We start from the raw sequence: 22,100 nt of genomic DNA on the forward strand, positions 1-22,100 counted from the left end.
TTAACTTACAAAGGAGTTTCAACTATGAAGATGATAAACAAATTAATCGTTCCAGTAACAGCTAGTGCTTTATTATTAGGCGCTTGTGGCGCTAGTGCCACAGACTCTAAAGAAAATACATTAATTTCTTCTAAAGCTGGAGATGTAACAGTTGCAGATACAATGAAAAAAATCGGTAAAGATCAAATTGCAAATGCATCGTTTACTGAAATGTTAAATAAAATTTTAGCTGATAAATATAAAAATAAAGTTAACGATAAGAAAATTGACGAGCAAATTGAAAAAATGCAAAAGCAATACGGCGGTAAAGATAAATTTGAAAAGGCCCTTCAACAGCAAGGTTTAACAGCCGATAAATATAAAGAAAATTTACGTACTGCTGCTTATCATAAAGAATTACTATCAGATAAAATTAAAATCTCTGATTCTGAAATTAAAGAAGACAGCAAGAAAGCTTCACACATTTTAATTAAAGTTAAATCTAAGAAAAGCGACAAAGAAGGCTTAGATGATAAAGAAGCGAAACAAAAAGCTGAAGAAATTCAAAAAGAAGTTTCAAAAGATCCAAGTAAATTTGGTGAAATCGCTAAAAAAGAATCAATGGATACTGGTTCAGCTAAAAAAGATGGCGAATTAGGTTATGTTCTTAAAGGACAAACTGATAAAGATTTTGAAAAAGCACTATTTAAACTTAAAGATGGTGAAGTATCAGACGTTGTTAAATCAAGTTTTGGATATCATATTATTAAAGCTGATAAACCAACAGACTTTAACAGTGAAAAACAAAGCCTAAAAGAAAAATTAGTCGATCAGAAAGTACAAAAAAATCCAAAATTATTAACTGATGCATACAAAGATCTATTAAAAGAATACGATGTTGACTTTAAAGATCGTGATATTAAATCAGTTGTCGAAGATAAAATCTTAAACCCTGAAAAACTTAAACAAGGTGGCGCACAAGGCGGACAATCCGGCATGAGCCAATAACACAAAACCGAGCGACCGTGGTTCAAAAATCATACCACGGCCGCTCGGTTTTTTCGCATTAAAAATCGGACAGATGAGCTCATGTTTCAGTATACTCATCTGTCCGATATCTTTTAGTTCTTAATCAAGTGATTCAGGATTGTAGAATCTACGATTTTCAAGACCAAATATTTTATCTGTAAACTGACCCTTGTCAGTTTTTTTATATGCTTTTTCAAACATATTCATTCTAGCATCGATATTATCGATATAGCATAAAATTTCTGCTTCTTTTAAGTATGGCAGTTTTGGCGAACCATACTCTAACTTACCATGATGAGATAAAATCATATGCCTTAACAACATGATTTCTTCTCCTTCAATGTTCAATTCACGAGCTGCTTCAACTACTTCATCACTCGCAATCGAGATGTGTCCTAATAAGTTACCTTCGACTGTATACGACGTCGCAACAGGACCACTTAATTCTCTGACTTTACCAATATCATGCAAAATAATACCACTATATAACAAACTTTTGTTTAACAATGGATAAATGTCACAAATTGATTTTGCAATACGTAACATCGTTAATACATGATAGCTTAAGCCACTCGCAAAGTTATGATGATGAGAACTAGCAGCTGGATATGTGTAAAATCGTTCTTGATATTTTTTCAATAAATGACGTGTAATACGTTGTAAATTAGCATTTTCAATATCTAGCAAATAATGAGAAATCTCTTCTTGTATTTCTGCCGGTGATAAAGGTGCACCATCTACAAATTGTTCTGTTTTTAATTGATCTTCAGTTGTCGCTAGTCTAATTTGGTTGACTTTCATCTGTTTATTTCCGCGATAGTTTATGATGTCACCTTTAACATGTACAATTTCTTCAGGCTTGATTGTTGCCATATCATTTTTTGTAGCCGTCCAAAATTTCGCTTCAATTTCACCACTTTTATCTTGCAAATGTAATGTCATATAATCTTTACCTTGTGCTGTTACACCCTGTGTAGCTTTATGCACTAAGAAAAAGTGATCAACTGAATCTCCGGGATTTAGATTCTCTATATTTCTCATCGTTTCCCGCCTTCCTCTATTTTGTTTAATGTAATCACTTCTTTTGATGGAACAATATTATCTTTTACACATGTAAAGTATAGTACTTGATAGTGTTCTGATAATGATCGTAAATAATTCAACATTTTTTCAGTACGTTTTTTATCAAAATGAACAAATGCATCATCAACAATTAATGGGAACGGATAATATGGTCGTAGTACCTTAATTAAACTGATACGTAAAGCTACATAAAGTAATTCTTTTGTAGATTGACTTAGTTCAACAGGATCATATAATTGACCATTAACATGTTTAACCGTAATTGAATCTTCATTATAGTTAATCATCGTATATCTGCCATCTGTTAAATGCTTCAATATTTCTACCGCTTCATTAATAACTTGAGGCAAACGTTTATCTTTAATTTGTTTAATGTGTTCATCAACTAAACTTTGTAAATAACTTAAACTTGCCCAATCTTTTGCGATATCATTAAGTTGATTTTTAAGACTGTGATATTCATGTCTCAAATTAGCAAGCGTTGTATCAGTTTCCATGTGATTGATTTGTGCACTTAAATCACTGACTTGTGCTTGCATTTCAAGATATTGCTCATTATATTCGTCAACTTGAGTAGCCAATAAATGATCTTCTTCTTCAAGTTGTGCAGTTGTTTTTTCACTTAAACTAGAACTTAATTCATAAGAATAGTTTTGGTTCTCAAGATATTTAGTTAAATCATTAAAACGACTCAAATTACTAGTGTAAGTTTGGTAATCTTCATGATGTTGGTAAAAATCTTCTTCAGTACCAACATTGATAAAATCGAATAGTGCTGTAATTTCTTTATTATTTTCTTCTAATTGAGCATTTAAATGATTTAATTCATTTGTAACAAGTTTGGTATTTTCAGCATTAATACGCCATTTTTCATTCGTGTCTTCAGCTGATTTCAACCATTGTTGCACATCGTGGAATAAAGATAATTTGTTGAAATAAACAAATTGTGATTTTGTAACAGCTTCAGCATGATTGTAGAATGTATCTAATTCTTGAACCAATTGCTGGCGTTGTTGATTTAAATCACTGATATGTTGATCTAATGCTTTAATATTCGCCATTGTAGAAATACTATCAACAATTAAATCATTTGAAATTTTAGATGATAAGTATAATTCATCCTTAACGTTTTCAACTGTTGATTGTAATTCATCATGACGCCCTTTCGCATCATTTAAACGACCTTCAATATACTGACGTTTCTCTTCTAAAATATCTTTATTTTTCAAAGCTTGTTGCCAGTGATCACGAATGCGATATTGCTCATCAAGATCAAAATCTAAGTCATAATTTTCATCTAAAATGGCTAGTTGTGCTTTAATTTCTTCGATTTCATCTGTGATGGCCTCGCTATAATCTACTTCTTTTGATTTAGACATGATGATACCGATAACAAATACTAAAGTTAATACTGCGAAAATAATACCAAACAACATGTTGTTTGAAATAAATGAGAAGGCAGTTAAACCAATACCTACTAGTGTTAAAAGAATAAACGTTGTTCGTAACAATTTTTGACGTTTTTGTTTTTCTTGTTGCTCAATTTCGAAACGTTCTTTCAATTTGCTATACAAGTTCTCTTTTTCGTTTAATTCAATGACTTGTTGTGAGTATTCTTTTTTCTTTTCAAAAGTCTCTTCAGGAACTATTTTTTTTTCAACAGAATCTAGTTCGCTATGAACCGCATTATCTTCGATTTTATTTTCTTCTAAACTACGTTCTAATTGTTTAATGTATGCCGCTTGTTCTTGTTTATTCTTGATTTGCTCACTGACATAACTTTTCATTGCCTCAGAGCTATCTACGTCATGATGCGTTTCAGACCAACCAATATTTGCTTGCAATTCATCTTTATCACGTTGTTTATTCGCAATATCCTTTTCGATTGCAGTAAGTTCAAATTCTTTATTTTTAATTTCATTTTCTTGTTGATTCAAACTAATGAAGGCGTCAATATCAGATTGTTTAACTGGCTCTAATTGAGTCGCTTCTTCTTTAAGTTGGGCTAAACGCTCATTTCTTAAACCAATATCTCTTTCTAACGATTGCTTATGCGCTCGTGCTTTTTCGTAACGATCTACACCTTTTTCTGGGAATGTGATTGGCTCAATATTTAACTGTTGTTCTAGAGACTTCCATTCTTGTGAATGATCATGTAAAGCAACCTCTTTTTGTTTTTCTTCATGCATTTTTGATAATTGATTTAAATTATGTTTTAAATTCTCTAATCGACGTGATGATTTATCACGATCATCTACTAAGCGATGATATGTTTCTAGCTTAGCTTCTTCTTCACGAATTTGACTTTCTAGTTGTTTTAATTGCTCAATTTGTTGATTAATGATCGGATTTTTACCTGATTTTTTATATAATTCATCTTTTTTACGATTAATCACTTCGCGCATTGACGTGAATTCAGTTGATCCTAAAGCCCCTGCTTGTAATAAATAATCTTGCAATTGTTTTTCATTTAGATTTCTATGAATATCTTGAAGCCCTAGTACATCAAATGAAAAGATACCTTGATATGTCTTTTTAGAAATATAATTAAGTTTCTTTTGTAACCAAGCATCATCACGCACAGCACCATTAGGTAAATATACTTTCACATCACCTTGAGCACTGCCTTTAATTCGTTCAACTTCAATCTCTAAGCCATCATCAAGAATAAGTACTAATTTACCACCGTATTGGTTACCTAGACGTGGTTCTAGTCTTGGCTCTTTAGACTTTTTAGTTGGAAAACCAAATAATATCGAATGGATAAATGCTTGAATCGTCGATTTACCCGCTTCATTTTCACCAAAAATTTCAGTGAAGTTTTTATTAAATTCAATTTTACGTTGAACAAATTGACCGTAACCATAAATTTCAAGTGATTTAATTATCATTTTGTTCACCTCTCATTTCAGCTTTTAATATTTCTTCAGCACGATTAACTAATGCTGTATGGTCGAATGTTCCATAATCGTCTAGGAACTTAGATGCCCTTGGATTTAAATATAAATCTGACATCGCTTTATCAAAAACAGTTTGATCGACTAATAATTCCGCTGAAAATTCATTAACTAAAGGTGACTCATCATTTTGTGCATATTGTATTTTTAACTCATCAATATATACAAATTGATTTTCGTTTTCTTCATAATCTGTAATCATTTCTTCAACTTGTAATAAATCTTGAGGTGAAATTAATGTCTCACTATTAATAACAAGCGTTAAACGATAAAAGGCTTTTCCTTCTTCTCTCACTTGTTCTTTAAAGTTTTGAATGACCTCGTATAAACCTTGCTTAGATGTCTTATCCGTTTCAATAGTTGCTTCTTCAAATCTAATATACTGTGTAGGATAAAATTTAGTTTTTAATTTTAAGTGGTCACCCTCGATTAATAAGCAACCTTTTTCACCTTGCTCATTAAAATGTCTACCTTGAATATTACCTGAATAGTTAATTACAGGCATATCACTTAATTGTTGACGTTCATGTATATGACCTAAAGCCCAATAATGATACAATTTACTGTTTAAATCTTCTAAAATGAACTCGGTATATCTTTCGTTAACTGAAGATTTACTGTACGTACCATGCAAGACACCAATATGTATGCCTTTTTGGCCTTGACTTGATGGATATTCATCAATCTTGTTCTCATAACTTGCTCTATTTTCATAACTAAATCCGTGAATATAAATTGTTTCACCCGATTTAGTAATTGCTTCATACGTCTCAACTTTATTTGAAAATACAGAAACATTATCTGGCCAGTTTGATGAAATCTTTGATGATAAAGGGTCGTGATTACCATGACAAACATAAACAAAGATTTGTTCATTTTGTAAACGTTCAAATTGCTGTTTTAAGAAAATTTCAGCACGTAATGTTCTGTTTTCACTATCAAATAAATCACCCGCGATAATTACAAAATCAACATCTTGTTGTAATGCAATATCTACAATATTTTTAAAACTTTCATAAGCACTTTTTTGAACATCCTCAAAAATTTTAGGGCTTATATGACTCTTAGATTTGAAAGGACTATCTAAATGTAAATCCGAACAATGAATAAATTTAACCATACATCCATATCTCCTTAATTAAAGGTTCTAACATCAATTTTGCAAAATCCAACTATACAAAGCATTCTAATCACTATATTCATACTTATAGGTGTAGTGATTCATTAGCTGATTTATTAAAACCAGTCGCCATTTTTATTTCGTTAAAAAACTATTATCTACACAATAATAAAGTGCTTTAGTCAAATCGTGATGTTTTATTTATTAACAAGTTTATTATTTCTTCATTTTACCATAATACGCTTCATATCGTCGATGAACATATGAAATTGAGACACATTTATAACAGTTTAAAATTTTATTTGTAGCGTGCGTTGATTTTTTTCAAAAATTTCAGTCGGAAATTCAATTTCTGTAGCTGTTAACTCTGCTGGTGAACCAACTGATACATTAAAGATTTACATGATTACTCTACTAGTTCTGCTCGGCAGTAATGACCAATTAGAAGCTAAATGTCAAAACTATCATTGCACTTAATACGTCAAACATTTTCAGGCCGTTCTTAATGAGTCATTAAAAGTGAAACACTTTTTCATCAGTCCGATACATGACCGAACTAATAGTATTATGTTGAAAACTTTAAACTCCAAAATGCAAAAAGGAAGTTAGGACACGTTTACTAGCCTAAATTCCGATACTGAACGCATCTGCCCAATTTGACAGAGAGCCTCTAACTTCCGTTATCAAAACTAAAAAAACTACCCACAAAGTCTCGGACTCTGTCGGCAGTCTATTCCTCTATTTAAAGGATTGAAAAATATTATTTTAATATTAGTCAGCGTAAATTTCGTCTAATGGTTTAACGATAATTTGGTTGATTTCTTGGAATACTTGACTCATTTTTTGTTCAGCATTCATTAATGCAGAGATGTTTTCATCTTTTTCAATTGCTTGCGCTTGTTCTTGCGCTTTTTGTAAATCTTCTTCAGCAATTTCTTCACCTTGCATTTGTTTTTGTTGGAAGTTAATTTGAGTTTCACGGAACTCGTCGAATAACTTTTTAGATTCTTCGTTAGCTTTTACATTAGCGAATGCTTCTTTGATTGCTTTGTATTCTTCGCTTTCTCTTAAAGCTTGTTCTAATTGATTTGCATAATCATATAAATTTACTGCCATGGTTATAGCACTCCTTTGTTGTGATGTTTATTAAAACGTTCGATATTACTTTACCACATCTCGCTTTTTTAGACAAAGATTGCAACCAAACCTTGGAAAAATCCAATAATACCACCTAAAATGAAACCTAATGACATAATCAACTTTAGTTCTTTGTTAGCAATTTCAATAATTAATTTTTCAATATAATCTAAGTCAAACGTATTAATTTGTTCTTCAATTAATCCTCGTAAATCCACTTTTTTCATAATTGTAGATAAGTGAATCGATAATTGTTCAATGATTAAATTTGCTAATTTGCTAGAGAGTTGACCTTCTAAATAATCAACGAATTGAGGCATTAACGTAACCACTGGCTTATTCGCTTGTTTGCTAGCATATGTTGTTACATACACTGATAGATTTTCAGCGATTTCATTAAACTGCGCCGCATCTAACAGTTCATTCAATGGTTTATCTTTAAAAGTTTGATATTCATTGGTAATTAACGATGTCACAATTGTTCTTGCTTTAGGGTGAGATGTTAAACGTATAAGTTCTTGTTGAATTCGATCTGCAATGCTCTCTTTTGTCATAAACATTTGCAACATACCAATTAACTTACCTTTCTCATTAAAAAAAGTATCCAACATATCGTTAATATCTTGTGTGCCTTTTGCAGATGATAAATAATTTCTTGCACGATCACATAATAAGTCTGTTGCGTTATCTACATGCTGATCTAAAAATGTTACAAGTTGATTTGGCAATAAAGATGCTATTGTTTGGTTTTGATGCTTTGTATAATAATTATTCAATTGTGATTCAATATATTGATTTCCATTAGTTTGTAATACTTGTTCTAAATCAATATCGAGTTGAGAAGTAATTTGTTTTATTGACAATTGATCTTTCGTCAACTTTTGTAACTGTTGTTGAATCATAGATTCTATTGCTTGCTGTGATTGCTCGCTTTTTAATTTTTCATTAATTAAAGTTTCTGTAAGCAAATGCTCTTCAATCACTTGACCAATTTTAGTTGCAATTTCTTCGCGTCTTTTCGGTATTAAACCTGGTGTAAATGGGACTCTAAATTTAAATATATAGTATGGTTTAAAGGGGTGAAACAGCATTCTAATTGCAATTACATTAGTAATGCCACCAATTATCGCCCCTACTACAATCATAAATATGATAATAAATAGTGCATTCATAATTTTGACTCCTTTGTGACAACATAGTTATTCATTATACCACTATTTTTATTTTTTAATTCATTAATCATTTCACTTTCTGCTCAATTTATTATTAGTTTACATACAAAAAGCGATGCCTCACCTCTCGAAACAGGTGTGTCACATCGCTTTTATTATTTATTAAAAGTATATAGGCCTAGATATGTACTAATTCTTCTTTAGCATTTCTGTTAAAGTATGTTTCAGCTTCTCTCATTTTAGAAGTACCGAAAATTGGTTGGTTATCTGGATTTAATACACGATAAATATTGCTTACTTTGTTACTTTGTAAAATGTACCCATTACGAGTCTCAATGTTATTCCAATAAATATCACTTGTTGGTGCATGGTTTGGATATGCACAGTGATTTCTTGAAATTGTTTGAACGATTTCTAATGGATCACAGCCAAATGTACTGTTTAATACTTCAGAGTCTCTGAATAATGCACAAATTGAAATACAAGTTGTCCAGTTTGGTAATACTCTCTCTTTTTCGATTTGTACTAAAGTCTTTTTAGAAAGTCCAATTGTTTGCGCCATAGTATCTTGCGTATAACCAGCCTCTATACGAACCATTTTAAATTTTGTTTGAATTAAATCTGTAAAACTCTGTCTATCCATTCTGTTATCTACCTTTCTGTTTGGGGAATTTTATCCGGACACAAGAAATTGCAATAATACACATTTCTTGAAACACAGATTACATCTTAATATATTTTTAATAAAATGAAAAGAGTCAATTTCACATTTGTATTAAATTTTGATCAAGTCAACAAGAGTTAAGTTTACTTTATAATGAAGCGAAAGTAAATGATGTAAAATTTTATGCATAATCACTAGATTTGATAAAACTTACACTTTTATAATGATATCAAATTTACAAAGAAAACTGTATAATAAACCCTATCGCTATAAAAAATTCATCAAAATCAGATTAAAAATTGTCTAATTTTCGACAAATATTTAAAAGCTCATTCTAAATCAACTTATTTTCCATTGCATAAATTGCTGCTTGTGTACGATCGCTAACTTGTAATTTACTAAATATATGACTGACATGTGTTTTAATTGTTTTTTCAGATACAAATAAAGTTTCTGCAATCTCTTTATTTGTTTTACCTTTAACCATTTCACGTAACACTTCAATTTCTCTCTTTGACAACTTATTCGTGTAGTGTGGTTTTTGGCTAACTGTTTCGAATACATCTTGTGCCTTAGGATGTATCATTTTTTCACCGTTCATAACTCGTCTAATAGTTTCAATTAATTGCTGAGGCTCAACGTCTTTCATTTCATAACCATCAGCACCTTTATTGATTGCTGAAATTACATGTTCATCATCAACATAACTTGTTAATACCAAAACTTTTATATCCGGATAATGTGCCTTAATATATTCCGTAATTTCAATACCATTCATGCCAGGCATCACTAAATCTAATAGCACAATATCAGGGTGCTCATGCTCTTTTAAATATTCTAAAAATGTTTCTCCATCTGCAAAGTCTTGTAAAACTTCTATGTTTTCAATCGTGGATAATAAAAATCGCAATCCTTGTCGCACAATATAATGGTCATCTACTAATATTACTTTGTTCATGGGTTATCTCCTTAAATCAAGCTATTTTATAGGAATTGTGAATTGTATTTGTGTACCCTTTGTTGGCTGAGAATGAAAGGTCACTTTACCTCTTAATAATTTAACTCTTTGTTTTATGTTATTTATACCGTGTGATGAAGCTATCTGAACATTATCGATCTCAAATCCTTGACCATAATCAATCACGTCAATATATAGTATATCGTTCATTTGTTTTAATGTAAGATCCATTTTATTCGTATCAGCATGTTTCTTAACATTATTAATACACTCTTGTAATGCTCTGTATATGTTTTCTTCGATTTCATTAGATAAATCGATTAAACCTTCTACATTTACATTTAATTGTATATGCATTAATTTACTATATGCTGTCAAAGCATGAATTAAACCTTGCTCAAGTCCAACTGGCTTAAGTTGCCAAATCAATGCACGCATTTCATTAACGGCATTTTGACTCGTTTCCTCAATCGTCTTGAATGCTTGTTTAGCGATGGATTCGTTTGACACGCCATACGCAGCATGTGCTGTTAGTTTTACAGAAAATAACATTTGATTTACTGAATCATGTAAATCTCTAGCTAAACGATTACGTTCATTAATTTTTGCTGCTTCTTTTTCACGGTCTGTTAAATAAATACGTTTGATGGCTGACCCTAATTGAAATGCGACAGACTCTAGCAACTCTAAATCTTCATCACTATATATTTCAGTATTTGGTGACGCTACATTTAAAATGCCGAATTGTTCTTGACCCGATTTAAGTGGTACCGTTGCATGATGTGTAATATTGTCATTTTGGCTAGGAAATGCTTTAGAGGCTAAGTTAATACGAGAACAATTGACGATATTCGACGCTTTCATTAGCCTACCTTGATTAAATGCTTTCACACACCAACAAGACCCATCTTTAATATAGTGACAGTGGTCTGCTGTCAAAGATTGTGGTAAAGCCACATGTGATACAAGTTCATGTTCACCTACGCTATTGATGAAAAATATCCAGCCTGTCGTGAAATTACTGCCCTCAATTAAATATTTTAACGCACCTTGGGTCATGCTATACATTTCAGTTTCTTCGTTTAAAAATTCGGCAATCTCTTTTAATAAAGCTAGTCGCGTCCTTTGTTCCATCAAATCGCTCCAATTCATTTTTACGTGTATTAACTATTATACATTGAGTTATTATATTTTTAAATCTTAGACGTGAACATGATAAAATGGCCTTGATTACTTAATAGTTATATTTCGGAGAACTGATTTGTGATATGATATTAAAGACTATAGGAGGATTTTATGAAATTTAAAATACCAGAAAACTTTAATGACTTAAGTTTACGAGATATTTTCCAACAACTTAAGGTACCTAAAAAAGATTTACATCATTTAAATATGTCTAAAGATATTACTATTAATGATAAACCTGCGCGATTAATGGATAAAGTGCATACTGGCGACGATGTATTTGTCCCAACCACCGATGAAAAAAGTAATTATGTTCCAAGTTATCGTTATGCACAAATTAAATACGAAGACGATGATATGGCAATCGTAATGAAACCTAAAGGTGTTAAGACCCACCCTAATGATTTAAAAGAAAGCAATACTTTAATGAATCATGTGATTTACACGGTTGATAGCGATTATGTCGAACCAATTCATCGACTGGACCAGGAAACAGTAGGATTATTAATTGTTGCTAAAAATCCTTTAATGAAAAAAATTCTTGATCGCATGTTAGAAGACAATGATATTACGCGGATATACAAAGCAAATGTTAAAGCACTTTTACCTTTAAAACCACAAACGATTGATATGCCAATTGGTAAAGATAAATTCCATTCGAATAAACGACGTGTGTCTCCTACTGGACAGCGTGCAATTACACACATTTTAACTTCAAAAATGATAAAAGAAACTGTGTGCCAACTTGAAATCAAGTTGGATACTGGACGTACTCATCAAATTCGTGTGCATTTAGCTGAAATTGGTCACCCAGTTATTGGTGATCCTTTATACGGTGATTCAACGTTAAGACAATTAGAACTTGAAAGTTACAAAATAGAGTTTGTGCATCCCTTAACTAAGGAAGTCATTTCCGTTTCTTTGGATGACTAATTTGATTAGTTTTGCATGATATTTAAACATGCAATACCGCATTGTAACTAAATCAAGTATCAACTTAAATCGGATAGATGGAAAATTATTAATTTTTTCAGATGTTCGGTTTTTTTGTTTTTTACGATGCTTAAGATTTTATATTTTGATATTTTAGTAATTATTCATTTTATAACATCCTTGGATAATGACTTGTAGTCTTTTTCAACTGCGTTACGTGTATCTATGGACAATACATGACATCATAAGATTTTTATCACAGGTTGTTTGGCCAATACATGTACAACAATTCATCATATAAAAAATAGGTTCTATAATAAAACGGACTCCATGAAAAGTTTTTCCTTTTCATGGCTCTATATCAAATCAGACTTATAAGTTCAATTTGACATAGACAAAAAATAAAGCTTGAACACTACATCTACCTGTAATGCCCAAACTTTATTTTATATTAATATTTAATTAATGAGGATCTACCATATCTTCTGGTTTAATCCATGCTTCAAATTGTTCTTCTGTAACATATCCAGTTTGAATTGCAGATTCTTTTAAAGTTAAACCTTCTTTATGGGCTTTCTTAGCAATTTGAGCAGCTTTTTCATAACCAATATGTGGATTTAATGCAGTAACTAACATTAATGATTGATTTAAATAATTATCAATATTCTCTTCGATTGGTTCAATGCCCACTGCACAATTGTTATTAAATGTTTCCATACCATCAGCTAAAAGGTAAATTGATTGTAGTGTATTATGCATAATAACTGGTTTATAAACATTCAATTCAAAGTTACCTTGTGAACTTGCGAAGCCAACAACTGTATCATTACCCATTACTTGGACTGCAACCATTGTTAACATTTCACATTGTGTAGGATTAACTTTACCAGGCATAATTGATGAACCTGGTTCATTTTCAGGGATAGAAATTTCTGCCAAACCAGCTCGTGGCCCTGAAGCCAACCATCTCACATCATTAGCAATTTTCATTAAGTCTCCTGCTAGCGCCTTCAATGTTCCATGTAGTTGTACTACTTCATCATGTGCTGTTAATGCATGGAATTTATTTTCAGAAGATACAAATGGATAACCCGTATTTTCAGAAATATACTGTGCCACTTTATCACCAAATTCAGGATGCGCATTAATACCAGTACCAACAGCCGTACCACCAATGGCTAGATTTAAAATGTGCTTCTTAGATTCAGATAACATTATTTCGCAACGGTCAAGCATATAACGCCAGCCACTAATCTCTTGTCCTAGTTTGATCGGCGTTGCATCTTGTAAATGTGTACGACCAATTTTAATAATTGAATCAAATTTGTCTTCTTTTTCTTTCAAAGTATTTCTTAAAAGTTTTAATGCAGGTTCTAATTTTGTTTCAACCTCTTGATATAATGCAACGTGCATAGCAGTTGGGAATGTATCATTCGAACTTTGTGATTTATTTACATCATCATTTGGGTGGATACTTTCATCACTTTGATGATCTTTTAAATACATATTAGCAACATAACTTACTACTTCGTTCACATTCATATTACTTTGTGTACCGCTTCCTGTTTGCCATACAACTAGTGGGAAGTGTTCATCTAATTCACCTGATAAAATTTGATCACATGCGTATACAATGGCATCTTTCTTTGCCTCGCTTAATTTTCCTAAATCAAAATTAGCTAATGCTGCTGCACGCTTTAGTTGTGCAAAACCATAAACTACTTCGATTGGCATACGCTCTTTACCAACTGGGAAATTGCGTTTACTTCTTTCTGTTTGAGCACCCCAATATTTATCTGCAGGTACTTCTATTTCTCCAAAAGTATCATGTTCAATTCTTACTGACATTCAATTTCTCCCCTTATCACTGTTTATTTAACTGTAGTATATCATTAAATAATTTAATTGAGCAATTTATGATTAAAACGTTTTCATAATTTGAAATAAAAATACACTAATCGCACGTACTCACCCTTTATTACAGTGATACGGTCATACGATTAGTGTGTTATCTATCATTATTTAGTTATTGTTGAACTAAGTTTAATTACGATACTTTGTTTTAGTAGCTTCAACCGTAGCAATAGCTGTAAGTATATATAATACAGCACTAACAATTGTCGTATATGGATTTAAAGCAACAAGCGTACCTAAAACTCCTGTTAAACTCGCATAAAACCCATCAAGTGTATAATACAATATTCCTGTTATTAATAAACAACAAATAACACTTATTACAATACCTGATTGATTACTTTTAATGAATGTTTGCGCATTAACATCATCGATTAATCCTTTTGATAAATTGAGTTGTAATTTTATTACTTTGAAAATAACAGGTAAATATAATGCCCCAATTGCCAATGGAAAAGCTTTAATTGATATTAAACTTATAATAACTGTTGCTATCAATAATTGAATCCAGTATTTTCCTAACATAAATATATAAATCTCCTCTAATTTCATTCTTCAATAGCATATCATAATCTTGGCATATTAAGAAACGCGGTTTAATGATTTCGTTAAAAATATTACTGATAGATGACTTCTTTCAATTATGTCTGGAGTAATTAATTATCAATTCCGTTTAAATGGTGTTTTAATATTTAAAATTGAACTTTTGATATATTACTATGTCTGGTGCACAAATCAATGTTCTATTCTCTACAAAGTTATATTGGCAGTAGTTGACTGCGGGCCACAAACATAGAAGCTGGCCGAAAGTCAGCTTACTATTTCATGCAAGTTGGCGAGGCCCAACATAGTGAAATCGGATTTCTAATTTCTACAGATGATGCAAGTTGGGGAAACGGCCACAACACAGGAACTGGTGGAAAGTCAGCTTACAATAACATGCAAGTTGGCGGGGCCACAACATAGCGAAATCGGATTTCCAATTTATACAGACAATGCGAGTTGGCGGTGCCCCAACACAGAAGCTGGCGGAAAGTCAGCTTCTATGAATATTATAAAAAAGCTAGGTAACAAAATGCTACCTAACTTCATATTCAAGATAATCAATCCTATTTGATATATGTTCTATACTATACATTGTTTACATGATAAATAGCTGAATATTACACAATTATAATACTTTACTGACTGTCTTCTTCAGAATTTTTTTCTTGATCATTTTGATCGGAAATTTGTTCCATTTCTTTACTTAATTCTTTTAAATCTTCAAAATCAGTTACCATACTGTTTTCTTCTTCATGATAATTTAATTTTGGATCTTTGTCTTTAGACATAATCAATACCTCACAGATTTTTAATTAAGCAAAGCGTGACGTAAAGTAAGCTTTAACATCTTCAGGTAAACCTGCAGCCGCTTCTTTATCAAGAATAACATTTACCATTCTATGTGCTTTTAAATCGGCTGGTTCGAAGCTTGTTTTACCATTTTCTTGATATAATTTTTCAACTACATCTCGTTTATTAGCACCTGTCACTACTAAGAAAATTTCTCTTGCTTCCATTAGTCCTTGACGAATACTAACATTTAACTTACCTTGCTCATCGATAGAAACAACTTGTAATGTTAATTTCCCTTTATTTTCTTTAGTTTTAATCTTATCAGCGATTAATTCGATTGCATCTTTTTCATAAGCAATTGGATAAACTTGACCTGCTGGTACACCTAACGCTTCGAAATATGATTTTTTATCGTCATAATCTAAAATATTTATTTGGCTAAAATCAACAGCATGTTTTTCAACATTTTTCTTTAATTCATCTAGAACTGGCGCTTGATCTGTATCTAAATGAAAACCTGCAATTGTAGTAGGATTATTGTTAAATTGCTTTCTAATAATATCAGCAGCATATTCTGCTACAAGTTGACTATTGTCAAAGACTTTAAAGTTCATTGCCATGATTTCTACACTCCTCTTAGTTTGCATTTTACATAAAAACGGCGATATTAATAATTATTATACCCTAACTTTCAATATATCAAACCATTTAACTTTAACATGCTTATACTCTAAATATAGCACTTAAGCATCATTTTTATAATGAAAATGAGTAAATTTTAATTCAATCCCGGAAAATCTTGTTGACGTAACGCTTCATAAATTAACAACGCAGCAGTATTTGATAAATTTAATGAACGAATATGTTCACTCATAGGAATTCTTAATGCTGTGTCTTGATATTTCTCTTTCACCCAGTCTGGTAATCCTGTCGTCTCTTTTCCAAAAATGAAGTAAAAATCTTTGTCATGATTTGAAAAATCAAAATCACTATAAGTCTTTTTACCAAATTTTGTTAATAAGTAATACTCGCCATTTGTGGCTTCAAAAAATGCTTCAATACTATCATGATACGTAATATTCACAAATTCCCAATAATCTAAACCGGCTCTTTTTAACATTTTATCATCAGTTCTAAATCCAAGAGGTTTAATTAAATGTAAATGTGTGTTTGTACCTGCACACGTACGTGCAATGTTACCAGTATTAGCTGGGATTTCTGGTTGATATAAAACGATATGATTTGTCATATTACTATTCTCTCCTTGTGTCTAATCCTTTTATCATTTCATTCTGAACTTCTGCATCCTCTTGATCATAATTAGCATTGATAAAATCTCTTGCTTCTTCCCCAAGAATTTGACCAATGGCCCAATAAGCAGTTGCTCGAATCATCGGTCTTTCATCTGTTGTTGCAACTTTTTTCAATTCTGGAATTGCATCCACTTCATTAAAATGCGCTAATGCTAAAATAGCATTTCGTTGTATCGGCTTTTTACCACGCCAAGCACCTGCAAGGTGACCATATGTTTGTTTGAATTCTTTATTAGACATACGTAGTAAAGGTACCAATCTTGGCTTTAAAATTTCTGGTTCCAAAATGATGTCATCTTGTTCGGTATTAATACCTCTATTTTTCGGGCAAACTTGTTGACACGTATCGCAACCATATAATCTATTCCCAATTTTATAACGATATTGGTCAGGCATATAGCCTTTTGTTTGTGTTAAAAAACTAATGCATTTCTGACTATTTAATTGGCCATTTCCAACTAATGCACTTGTTGGACAACGATCAACACAAATTGTACAATCACCACAGCTATCTAATAATGGATCATCAGGTTCAAAAGGTATACTGACTAACATTTCACCGAGGTATGTCCATGTTCCTAGTTTAGGATTGATGACAAAGCCATTACGACCAACAAATCCTAAACCTGCACGTTCTGCTACTGCCCTATCTGATAATACACCCGTATCTACCATAGATTTGATTTCAACATCTGGAACTTTAGATTCAATAAATGCAGCTAACATGTCTAATCGTTTACGCATAATTGTATGATAATCTTGACCCCACGATGCTCTAGCAAATAAGCCTCTGCGATCACCTCTAACACTCTTAGGTGCACCTTTCAGTTTGTTAGGATAACCAACTGCAATTGCTATGATTGACCTTGCTGTTGGTAAAGATAATTTAGGCTCCGTTCGTAAAGCAATATCAGATTCTTCAAATCCTGAGGCATAACCATTTGCATGATATGCTTCTAGCTTTTGCTTCAATTCATCAAAGGGATCGGCAGTAGTAAATCCAATACTGTCGATACCAATTGTATATGCATAGTCAATGATATCTTGCTTTAACTGCTTTGTATCCAATCGTATGCCCCCCATAAAATAATACTATGTTATTTTAACACAACCATTATTCATATTGAGGTTTCATTTCCATGATTTTAATAATAAAAAGCTTGAATATATGATATAACTTTGTGGTGCGCATCATATATTCAAGCTTCGTTAGGTTGTTATAATACTCTTGCTAAGAAATTTTGTGTTCTTTCATGTTGCGGTTGTTCAAATATTTCGACTGGTGTGCCTGACTCTACGACAACGCCATCTGCCATAAATATAACTTTGTCACTTACATCTTTGGCAAATCCCATTTCATGTGTCACAACCACCATGGTCATACCTTCTTTGGCTAGGTCTTTCATTACTTTTAATACATCACCAACCACCTCAGGATCTAATGCTGAAGTTGGTTCATCGAATAAAATAACATCTGGATGCATTGCTAAAGCTCTTGCAATTGCTACCCTTTGTTTTTGACCACCTGATAATTGATTCGGATATACATCTGCTTTTTCTTTTAATCCCACTTTATCTAATAACGACAATGCTTCCTTATGCAATTCATCGTTATTATCTTTCTTTAATAATTTAGGAGCTAAAATAATATTATCGACAACTTTTTTATGTGGAAATAGGTTGAAGTTTTGAAATACCATACCCATTTTTTGTCGTAGTTTATCTACTTGTGTCCCTTTTTCCGTTAAGTCATTGCCTTCAAAAATCACTTGACCTTTAGTGGGTACTTCTAATAAATTCATACATCTTAACAATGTACTTTTACCACTACCAGATGGACCTATTATTGCTACTACTTCCCCTTGATTGATTTCAAGATTGATATCTTTTAAAACTTCATTATCTCCAAAAACTTTATTAAGATTGTTTATTTTAATCACTGGCATTCAATCTCCCTTCAATCATGTTCATAATGCGTGTAAGTACAAATGTTAAGACAAAGTATAATGCTGCTGCCACTAGTAATGGTGTGAATGGGTCAAATGAAATACCTTGAACCACTTGTGCATTAAACATAATTTCGCCAACTCCAATTGTTGACACAATAGATGATTCTTTAATTAAAGTGACAAATTCATTACCTAAAGCTGGTAAAATATTTTTAATTGCTTGTGGCATAATTACACTTTTCATCGTTTGTCTATAATTCAAACCTAGACTACGTGCGGCTTCCATTTGGCCTTTATCAACAGCATTTATACCTGCACGAATAATTTCAGCAATGTAAGCTGAAGAATTAATAACTAATGCAATTGTTCCACAAACAAGAGCTGAAATGTCTAGTCCTAATGCAGCAGTTATACCAAAGAATACGATAAATACTTGAACTAACATTGGTGTTCCTCTTAATATTTCGATATAGATAGAAGCAATCCATGAAATAATTTTTATTTTACTTAATTTCATTAACGCAACGAATGCACCTAAAATAGAACCTAATGCAACACCGATAAGTGAAATTAATATTGTAATCTTAATTCCTTTCAAGAAAAAACTACCATACTTAGAAATAAAACCACTGTCATCATTCATCGCATTTGCAGCATTAGTCATATATTTATCGATTAATCCTTTATCTTTAACCTCTTTAATCGTTTTATTAATTTGTGACAATAATTTTGGTGAATCTTTTGGCACTGCTATCACTGTATCTTTTTCTTCTTCATTAAATTTCACATTGGAAATTCCTAATTTAGGATTTTGTTTTAAATATGCTTCTGCTACAGGTTTTTCAACTACAGCACCTTCAACCTTTCCACTTTTCAGAGCTAATATAACGTCTGGTAAACGGCTTAATGAAGTAATAGATGCATTTTCAATTTCGGTTTGAGCGATTTTTTCTTGTTCAGTTCCCTTTTGTGCCCCTACTTTTTTATTATTAAAGTCTTTGATATCTTTATATTCATTAACTTTATCTTTCTTTACAAGCATGATATTTTTAGTCATCATATATGAATCTGAAAAATCAACTTGCTTCTTACGTTCAGGCGTTGAAGTCATTCCGGAAATAATAATATCAATTTTTCCAGTTTTAAGAGCTCCTAACAAACTATCAAATGACATATTGACGATTTTTAATTTTAAATTATTATCTTTCGCAATTTTTTTAGCTAAATCAATATCTACACCTGCATACTCAGTCTTACCATTAACTGTATGCTCAAATTCCATTGGTGCATAATCTGCAGAAAGACCCACTCTAAGTTCACCGCGTTCTTTAATCTTCTCCCATGTTTGATCTTGTTCAGCATGTGCTGTGGGATTGATATACACCATAGCACTGCTAATTAACAACCCTAATACTAATATAAACCTAATTAAACACTTCATTTATACAGCCCTCCCTAATTAATATTCATAATTATACATATTAATACATTTTGATGCAATAGTGTTTTATAAATGTATTTTTATCAATATAAAGAAAAGCTTCTTTTTAAAAGACTGTACTTAAAAAATCGTCTATTATACGCGAACAATTCTTTCATTATAAAATCAATCAAAAAAAGCGCTACTATCAATATCTTATTGACAGTAACGCCTATATTTATCATATATTAAAACTTATTCTTGTCATCAAGCTATAAATTATTGTTTTGGAACTTCAAATTTATAAATATCATTAGAATATATAGGAATGAATTTTTTACACAATTCATGAACAATATATGCCGATACAAATGGTATGACAAAATAACCAAGTGCTAATAAAATAATATTCATTGTTGGATCACCTGACATTCGGTTAAATGCATTTATTGGGCCAACTAATCCTGTGTATCCAAATCCAGCAGACAATGGTGTTCCTTTAACCTGAAGAACGTAAGCAATGATTCCAGTAATTATTCCATTTATAGTCAATGGTATCGAAATAATTAAATTTTTCAAGTAAACTGGGATCATCATTTTTGCAGCTCCTATGAGTAAAACTGCATTTACACCAATAGAATTGACACGCAATGAGCCAAATAAGAAAGTAACACAGGCAGCCACTATACCTAGGTTTGCTGCTCCACTTCCTAGTCCGTTTAAACTAATCGCAGTTGCAATCGCTACTAACGATATTGGTGTTACCATTAATAATGAAAATGCCACACTAATAAGTATAGACATTAACAACGGATTTAAGTCTGTAAAAGAATGAATTACATTTCCAATTGCTTGAGTAATTTTTCGAATGTAAGGTAATGTGATTAGACCGATACCCCCACTAACGATAGGTACTAAAACTGGTAATATAATTAATTCAAAAGATCCAAGTTTGTTTTGTAATACCATATATATAAGACATGCAATAATAACAACCAAACTCGTATTTATAATGTCACCTATACCTTTTAACATAAAACTATTATTGCTATATACAACAGCACCTGAACCAATCATAGCTGATGTACCTACTATAGCAGCACCTGCGCCATTAAATTTAAATTGATGAGCAGCTAAAACCCCAATAATAAATGCCATAAATGATTGAATTAGTATCACTAACTGATACGTTAATTCTAAAATTTCATTACCACTTTTAAATATTTTTAATACTTCACCTAATAAAGCATTCGGAACAAGTGCAATAACAACACCAGCACCAATAGAATTTAAAATCTTACTGAAAAACTGCTTATTATCAGCATTCTTTGCGTTACTCATAAACGACCTCCAATTTGAACATTAAACTCATCATATTATAGAAAATTAACTTTAACAATGATTAGTTGACTAATTTAATCTAAATATAACAAACCACAAAAGGAATAAAGTAAATTTGAAAATCTACTCACTAATCAATGTCATGTTAATTTTAAAATATTACTAATTACATCCTGTGACTAATAATGTAATAAATTGTAAATATTAAAATATCCATATTGGCATTAAGATAGATAAATTGAATCGACTTGCTATAAAGCACAATAAAATAGAACTTTTACAAATATTTTATTAGAAAAGTTTAAACAAATACATAACCCCAGATAATATAGTCATTATCATTAATGTAATACCAAAAAAAGAAGTTAAACAATCTATAGTTGCTTAACTTCCTATATTGAACTCATCAGTACAATTTGACATAGATCCTATTAAAGCCTGTGCCATTTGAGAGCCACTTTTATTTGTATTGTATAAAGAGAAATCAAAACCACCCGTGTGAACGGGTGGTTTGTTCTGCGGCTATAAGCCTTCCTTACTGGCCAGCCCTAAAAGGGCACTGACAAGTCAGCCAACTGCACTACTATTCCAGCAACCCTAAAGGGTTA

At 31.6% G+C, this 22,100-nt stretch carries 21 protein-coding genes; 3 read left to right on the forward strand and 18 right to left on the reverse strand.

The genetic code is table 11. From position 1 onward, the window contains the following. Window positions 1-24 precede the first annotated feature (24 nt). Window positions 25-987 (forward strand): peptidylprolyl isomerase PrsA, encoded by a 963-nt coding sequence (gene prsA, locus IDG65_RS10665; protein ID WP_000782119.1) that lies wholly within the window; start codon window positions 25-27, stop codon window positions 985-987. Between the two features lie 120 nt (window positions 988-1,107). Here prsA and yhaM read toward each other — a convergent pair whose 3' ends face one another. The 9 genes from yhaM to IDG65_RS10705 form a co-directional block, all read right to left on the reverse strand. Then, window positions 1,108-2,049, reverse strand: coding sequence for a 3'-5' exoribonuclease YhaM (gene yhaM / locus IDG65_RS10670; RefSeq protein WP_001244175.1), 942 nt, complete (start codon window positions 2,047-2,049; stop codon window positions 1,108-1,110). Next, window positions 2,046-4,982 carry an ATP-binding protein gene (locus tag IDG65_RS10675; protein ID WP_000584642.1) on the reverse strand — a complete coding sequence of 979 codons (2,937 nt, stop codon included), beginning with the start codon at window positions 4,980-4,982 and terminating at the stop codon, window positions 2,046-2,048. The genes yhaM and IDG65_RS10675 overlap by 4 nt, the downstream gene beginning before the upstream one ends. Continuing rightward, entirely contained in the window at window positions 4,972-6,168 is a 1,197-nt protein-coding gene (locus IDG65_RS10680; protein WP_000238227.1) for a metallophosphoesterase family protein, read from the reverse strand. The genes IDG65_RS10675 and IDG65_RS10680 overlap by 11 nt, the downstream gene beginning before the upstream one ends. Window positions 6,169-6,458: 290 nt before the next feature. Beyond that, the gene (locus IDG65_RS15150) at window positions 6,459-6,566 is read right to left on the reverse strand and encodes a hypothetical protein (protein WP_031789501.1); all 108 of its coding nucleotides are present in this window, start codon (window positions 6,564-6,566) and stop codon (window positions 6,459-6,461) included. Between the two features lie 373 nt (window positions 6,567-6,939). Then, a complete protein-coding gene (locus IDG65_RS10685; protein ID WP_000290301.1) occupies window positions 6,940-7,284 on the reverse strand; it encodes a YlbF/YmcA family competence regulator in 345 nt (114 codons plus the stop codon). Window positions 7,285-7,352: 68 nt separating this feature from the next. Further along, window positions 7,353-8,477 carry a DUF445 domain-containing protein gene (locus IDG65_RS10690; protein WP_000992530.1) on the reverse strand — a complete coding sequence of 375 codons (1,125 nt, stop codon included), beginning with the start codon at window positions 8,475-8,477 and terminating at the stop codon, window positions 7,353-7,355. Between the two features lie 178 nt (window positions 8,478-8,655). Then, complete coding sequence (gene xdrA, locus IDG65_RS10695) at window positions 8,656-9,120, reverse strand: XRE family transcriptional regulator XdrA (RefSeq protein WP_000375864.1); 465 nt, start codon at window positions 9,118-9,120, stop codon at window positions 8,656-8,658. A 355-nt stretch (window positions 9,121-9,475) separates the two neighbouring features. Continuing rightward, window positions 9,476-10,099 (reverse strand): response regulator, encoded by a 624-nt coding sequence (locus tag IDG65_RS10700; RefSeq protein WP_001045133.1) that lies wholly within the window; start codon window positions 10,097-10,099, stop codon window positions 9,476-9,478. 21 nt (window positions 10,100-10,120) lie between these two features. Continuing rightward, window positions 10,121-11,233 (reverse strand): GAF domain-containing sensor histidine kinase, encoded by a 1,113-nt coding sequence (locus IDG65_RS10705; RefSeq protein ID WP_000437962.1) that lies wholly within the window; start codon window positions 11,231-11,233, stop codon window positions 10,121-10,123. Between the two features lie 162 nt (window positions 11,234-11,395). On the opposite strand from IDG65_RS10705, the gene IDG65_RS10710 reads away from it, so the two are divergent. Further along, window positions 11,396-12,217, forward strand: coding sequence for an RluA family pseudouridine synthase (locus IDG65_RS10710; RefSeq protein ID WP_000669382.1), 822 nt, complete (start codon window positions 11,396-11,398; stop codon window positions 12,215-12,217). A gap of 462 nt (window positions 12,218-12,679) precedes the next feature. Here the strand turns inward: IDG65_RS10710 and fumC are convergent, their stop codons facing one another. Continuing rightward, the gene (gene fumC / locus IDG65_RS10715) at window positions 12,680-14,065 is read right to left on the reverse strand and encodes a class II fumarate hydratase (protein WP_000116232.1); all 1,386 of its coding nucleotides are present in this window, start codon (window positions 14,063-14,065) and stop codon (window positions 12,680-12,682) included. 195 nt (window positions 14,066-14,260) lie between these two features. Further along, a complete protein-coding gene (locus IDG65_RS10720) occupies window positions 14,261-14,656 on the reverse strand; it encodes a hypothetical protein (RefSeq protein ID WP_000901023.1) in 396 nt (131 codons plus the stop codon). Between the two features lie 300 nt (window positions 14,657-14,956). On the opposite strand from IDG65_RS10720, the gene IDG65_RS10725 reads away from it, so the two are divergent. Beyond that, on the forward strand, window positions 14,957-15,097 hold the full coding sequence (locus tag IDG65_RS10725; protein WP_153172984.1) for a hypothetical protein: 141 nt from the start codon (window positions 14,957-14,959) through the stop codon (window positions 15,095-15,097). 215 nt (window positions 15,098-15,312) lie between these two features. On the opposite strand, the gene IDG65_RS10730 is transcribed toward IDG65_RS10725, so the two are convergent. From IDG65_RS10730 to IDG65_RS10760, 7 genes are all read right to left on the reverse strand, one after another. Next, window positions 15,313-15,465 (reverse strand): SAS053 family DNA gyrase inhibitor, encoded by a 153-nt coding sequence (locus tag IDG65_RS10730; protein WP_000031112.1) that lies wholly within the window; start codon window positions 15,463-15,465, stop codon window positions 15,313-15,315. A 24-nt stretch (window positions 15,466-15,489) separates the two neighbouring features. Further along, window positions 15,490-16,089 (reverse strand): 6-phosphogluconolactonase, encoded by a 600-nt coding sequence (locus IDG65_RS10735; RefSeq protein ID WP_001251224.1) that lies wholly within the window; start codon window positions 16,087-16,089, stop codon window positions 15,490-15,492. Window positions 16,090-16,247: 158 nt separating this feature from the next. Next, a complete protein-coding gene (trmL, locus tag IDG65_RS10740; protein ID WP_000181394.1) occupies window positions 16,248-16,718 on the reverse strand; it encodes a tRNA (uridine(34)/cytosine(34)/5-carboxymethylaminomethyluridine(34)-2'-O)-methyltransferase TrmL in 471 nt (156 codons plus the stop codon). 4 nt (window positions 16,719-16,722) lie between these two features. Beyond that, entirely contained in the window at window positions 16,723-17,850 is a 1,128-nt protein-coding gene (gene queG / locus IDG65_RS10745; RefSeq protein WP_000379980.1) for a tRNA epoxyqueuosine(34) reductase QueG, read from the reverse strand. Between the two features lie 149 nt (window positions 17,851-17,999). After that, complete coding sequence (locus IDG65_RS10750; protein WP_000590809.1) at window positions 18,000-18,722, reverse strand: amino acid ABC transporter ATP-binding protein; 723 nt, start codon at window positions 18,720-18,722, stop codon at window positions 18,000-18,002. After that, window positions 18,715-20,172: an ABC transporter substrate-binding protein/permease gene (locus IDG65_RS10755; protein ID WP_000649908.1), complete on the reverse strand. Its 1,458-nt coding sequence runs from the start codon at window positions 20,170-20,172 to the stop codon at window positions 18,715-18,717. The genes IDG65_RS10750 and IDG65_RS10755 overlap by 8 nt, the downstream gene beginning before the upstream one ends. 258 nt (window positions 20,173-20,430) lie before the next feature. Beyond that, window positions 20,431-21,492, reverse strand: coding sequence for a PTS sugar transporter subunit IIC (locus tag IDG65_RS10760; RefSeq protein ID WP_000063552.1), 1,062 nt, complete (start codon window positions 21,490-21,492; stop codon window positions 20,431-20,433). Window positions 21,493-22,100: the final 608 nt, after the last annotated feature.

This window comes from Staphylococcus sp. EG-SA-17, from assembly GCF_017151845.1.
GTDB classification, from domain to species: domain Bacteria; phylum Bacillota; class Bacilli; order Staphylococcales; family Staphylococcaceae; genus Staphylococcus; species Staphylococcus aureus.

Bases quoted from the DNA above. Each gene is read 5' to 3' on its own strand.
- prsA (WP_000782119.1), top strand. From the start codon at position 25: ATGAAGATGATAAACAAATTAATCGTTCCAGTAACAGCTAGTGCTTTA.
- yhaM (WP_001244175.1), bottom strand. From the start codon at position 2,049: ATGAGAAATATAGAGAATCTAAATCCCGGAGATTCAGTTGATCACTTT.
- IDG65_RS10675 (WP_000584642.1), bottom strand. From the start codon at position 4,982: ATGATAATTAAATCACTTGAAATTTATGGTTACGGTCAATTTGTTCAA.
- IDG65_RS10680 (WP_000238227.1), bottom strand. From the start codon at position 6,168: ATGGTTAAATTTATTCATTGTTCGGATTTACATTTAGATAGTCCTTTC.
- IDG65_RS10685 (WP_000290301.1), bottom strand. From the start codon at position 7,284: ATGGCAGTAAATTTATATGATTATGCAAATCAATTAGAACAAGCTTTA.
- IDG65_RS10690 (WP_000992530.1), bottom strand. From the start codon at position 8,477: ATGAATGCACTATTTATTATCATATTTATGATTGTAGTAGGGGCGATA.
- xdrA (WP_000375864.1), bottom strand. From the start codon at position 9,120: ATGGATAGACAGAGTTTTACAGATTTAATTCAAACAAAATTTAAAATG.
- IDG65_RS10700 (WP_001045133.1), bottom strand. From the start codon at position 10,099: ATGAACAAAGTAATATTAGTAGATGACCATTATATTGTGCGACAAGGA.
- IDG65_RS10705 (WP_000437962.1), bottom strand. From the start codon at position 11,233: ATGGAACAAAGGACGCGACTAGCTTTATTAAAAGAGATTGCCGAATTT.
- IDG65_RS10710 (WP_000669382.1), top strand. From the start codon at position 11,396: ATGAAATTTAAAATACCAGAAAACTTTAATGACTTAAGTTTACGAGAT.
- fumC (WP_000116232.1), bottom strand. From the start codon at position 14,065: ATGTCAGTAAGAATTGAACATGATACTTTTGGAGAAATAGAAGTACCT.
- IDG65_RS10720 (WP_000901023.1), bottom strand. From the start codon at position 14,656: ATGTTAGGAAAATACTGGATTCAATTATTGATAGCAACAGTTATTATA.
- IDG65_RS10725 (WP_153172984.1), top strand. From the start codon at position 14,957: ATGCAAGTTGGCGAGGCCCAACATAGTGAAATCGGATTTCTAATTTCT.
- IDG65_RS10730 (WP_000031112.1), bottom strand. From the start codon at position 15,465: ATGTCTAAAGACAAAGATCCAAAATTAAATTATCATGAAGAAGAAAAC.
- IDG65_RS10735 (WP_001251224.1), bottom strand. From the start codon at position 16,089: ATGGCAATGAACTTTAAAGTCTTTGACAATAGTCAACTTGTAGCAGAA.
- trmL (WP_000181394.1), bottom strand. From the start codon at position 16,718: ATGACAAATCATATCGTTTTATATCAACCAGAAATCCCAGCTAATACT.
- IDG65_RS10755 (WP_000649908.1), bottom strand. From the start codon at position 20,172: ATGAAGTGTTTAATTAGGTTTATATTAGTATTAGGGTTGTTAATTAGC.
- IDG65_RS10760 (WP_000063552.1), bottom strand. From the start codon at position 21,492: ATGAGTAACGCAAAGAATGCTGATAATAAGCAGTTTTTCAGTAAGATT.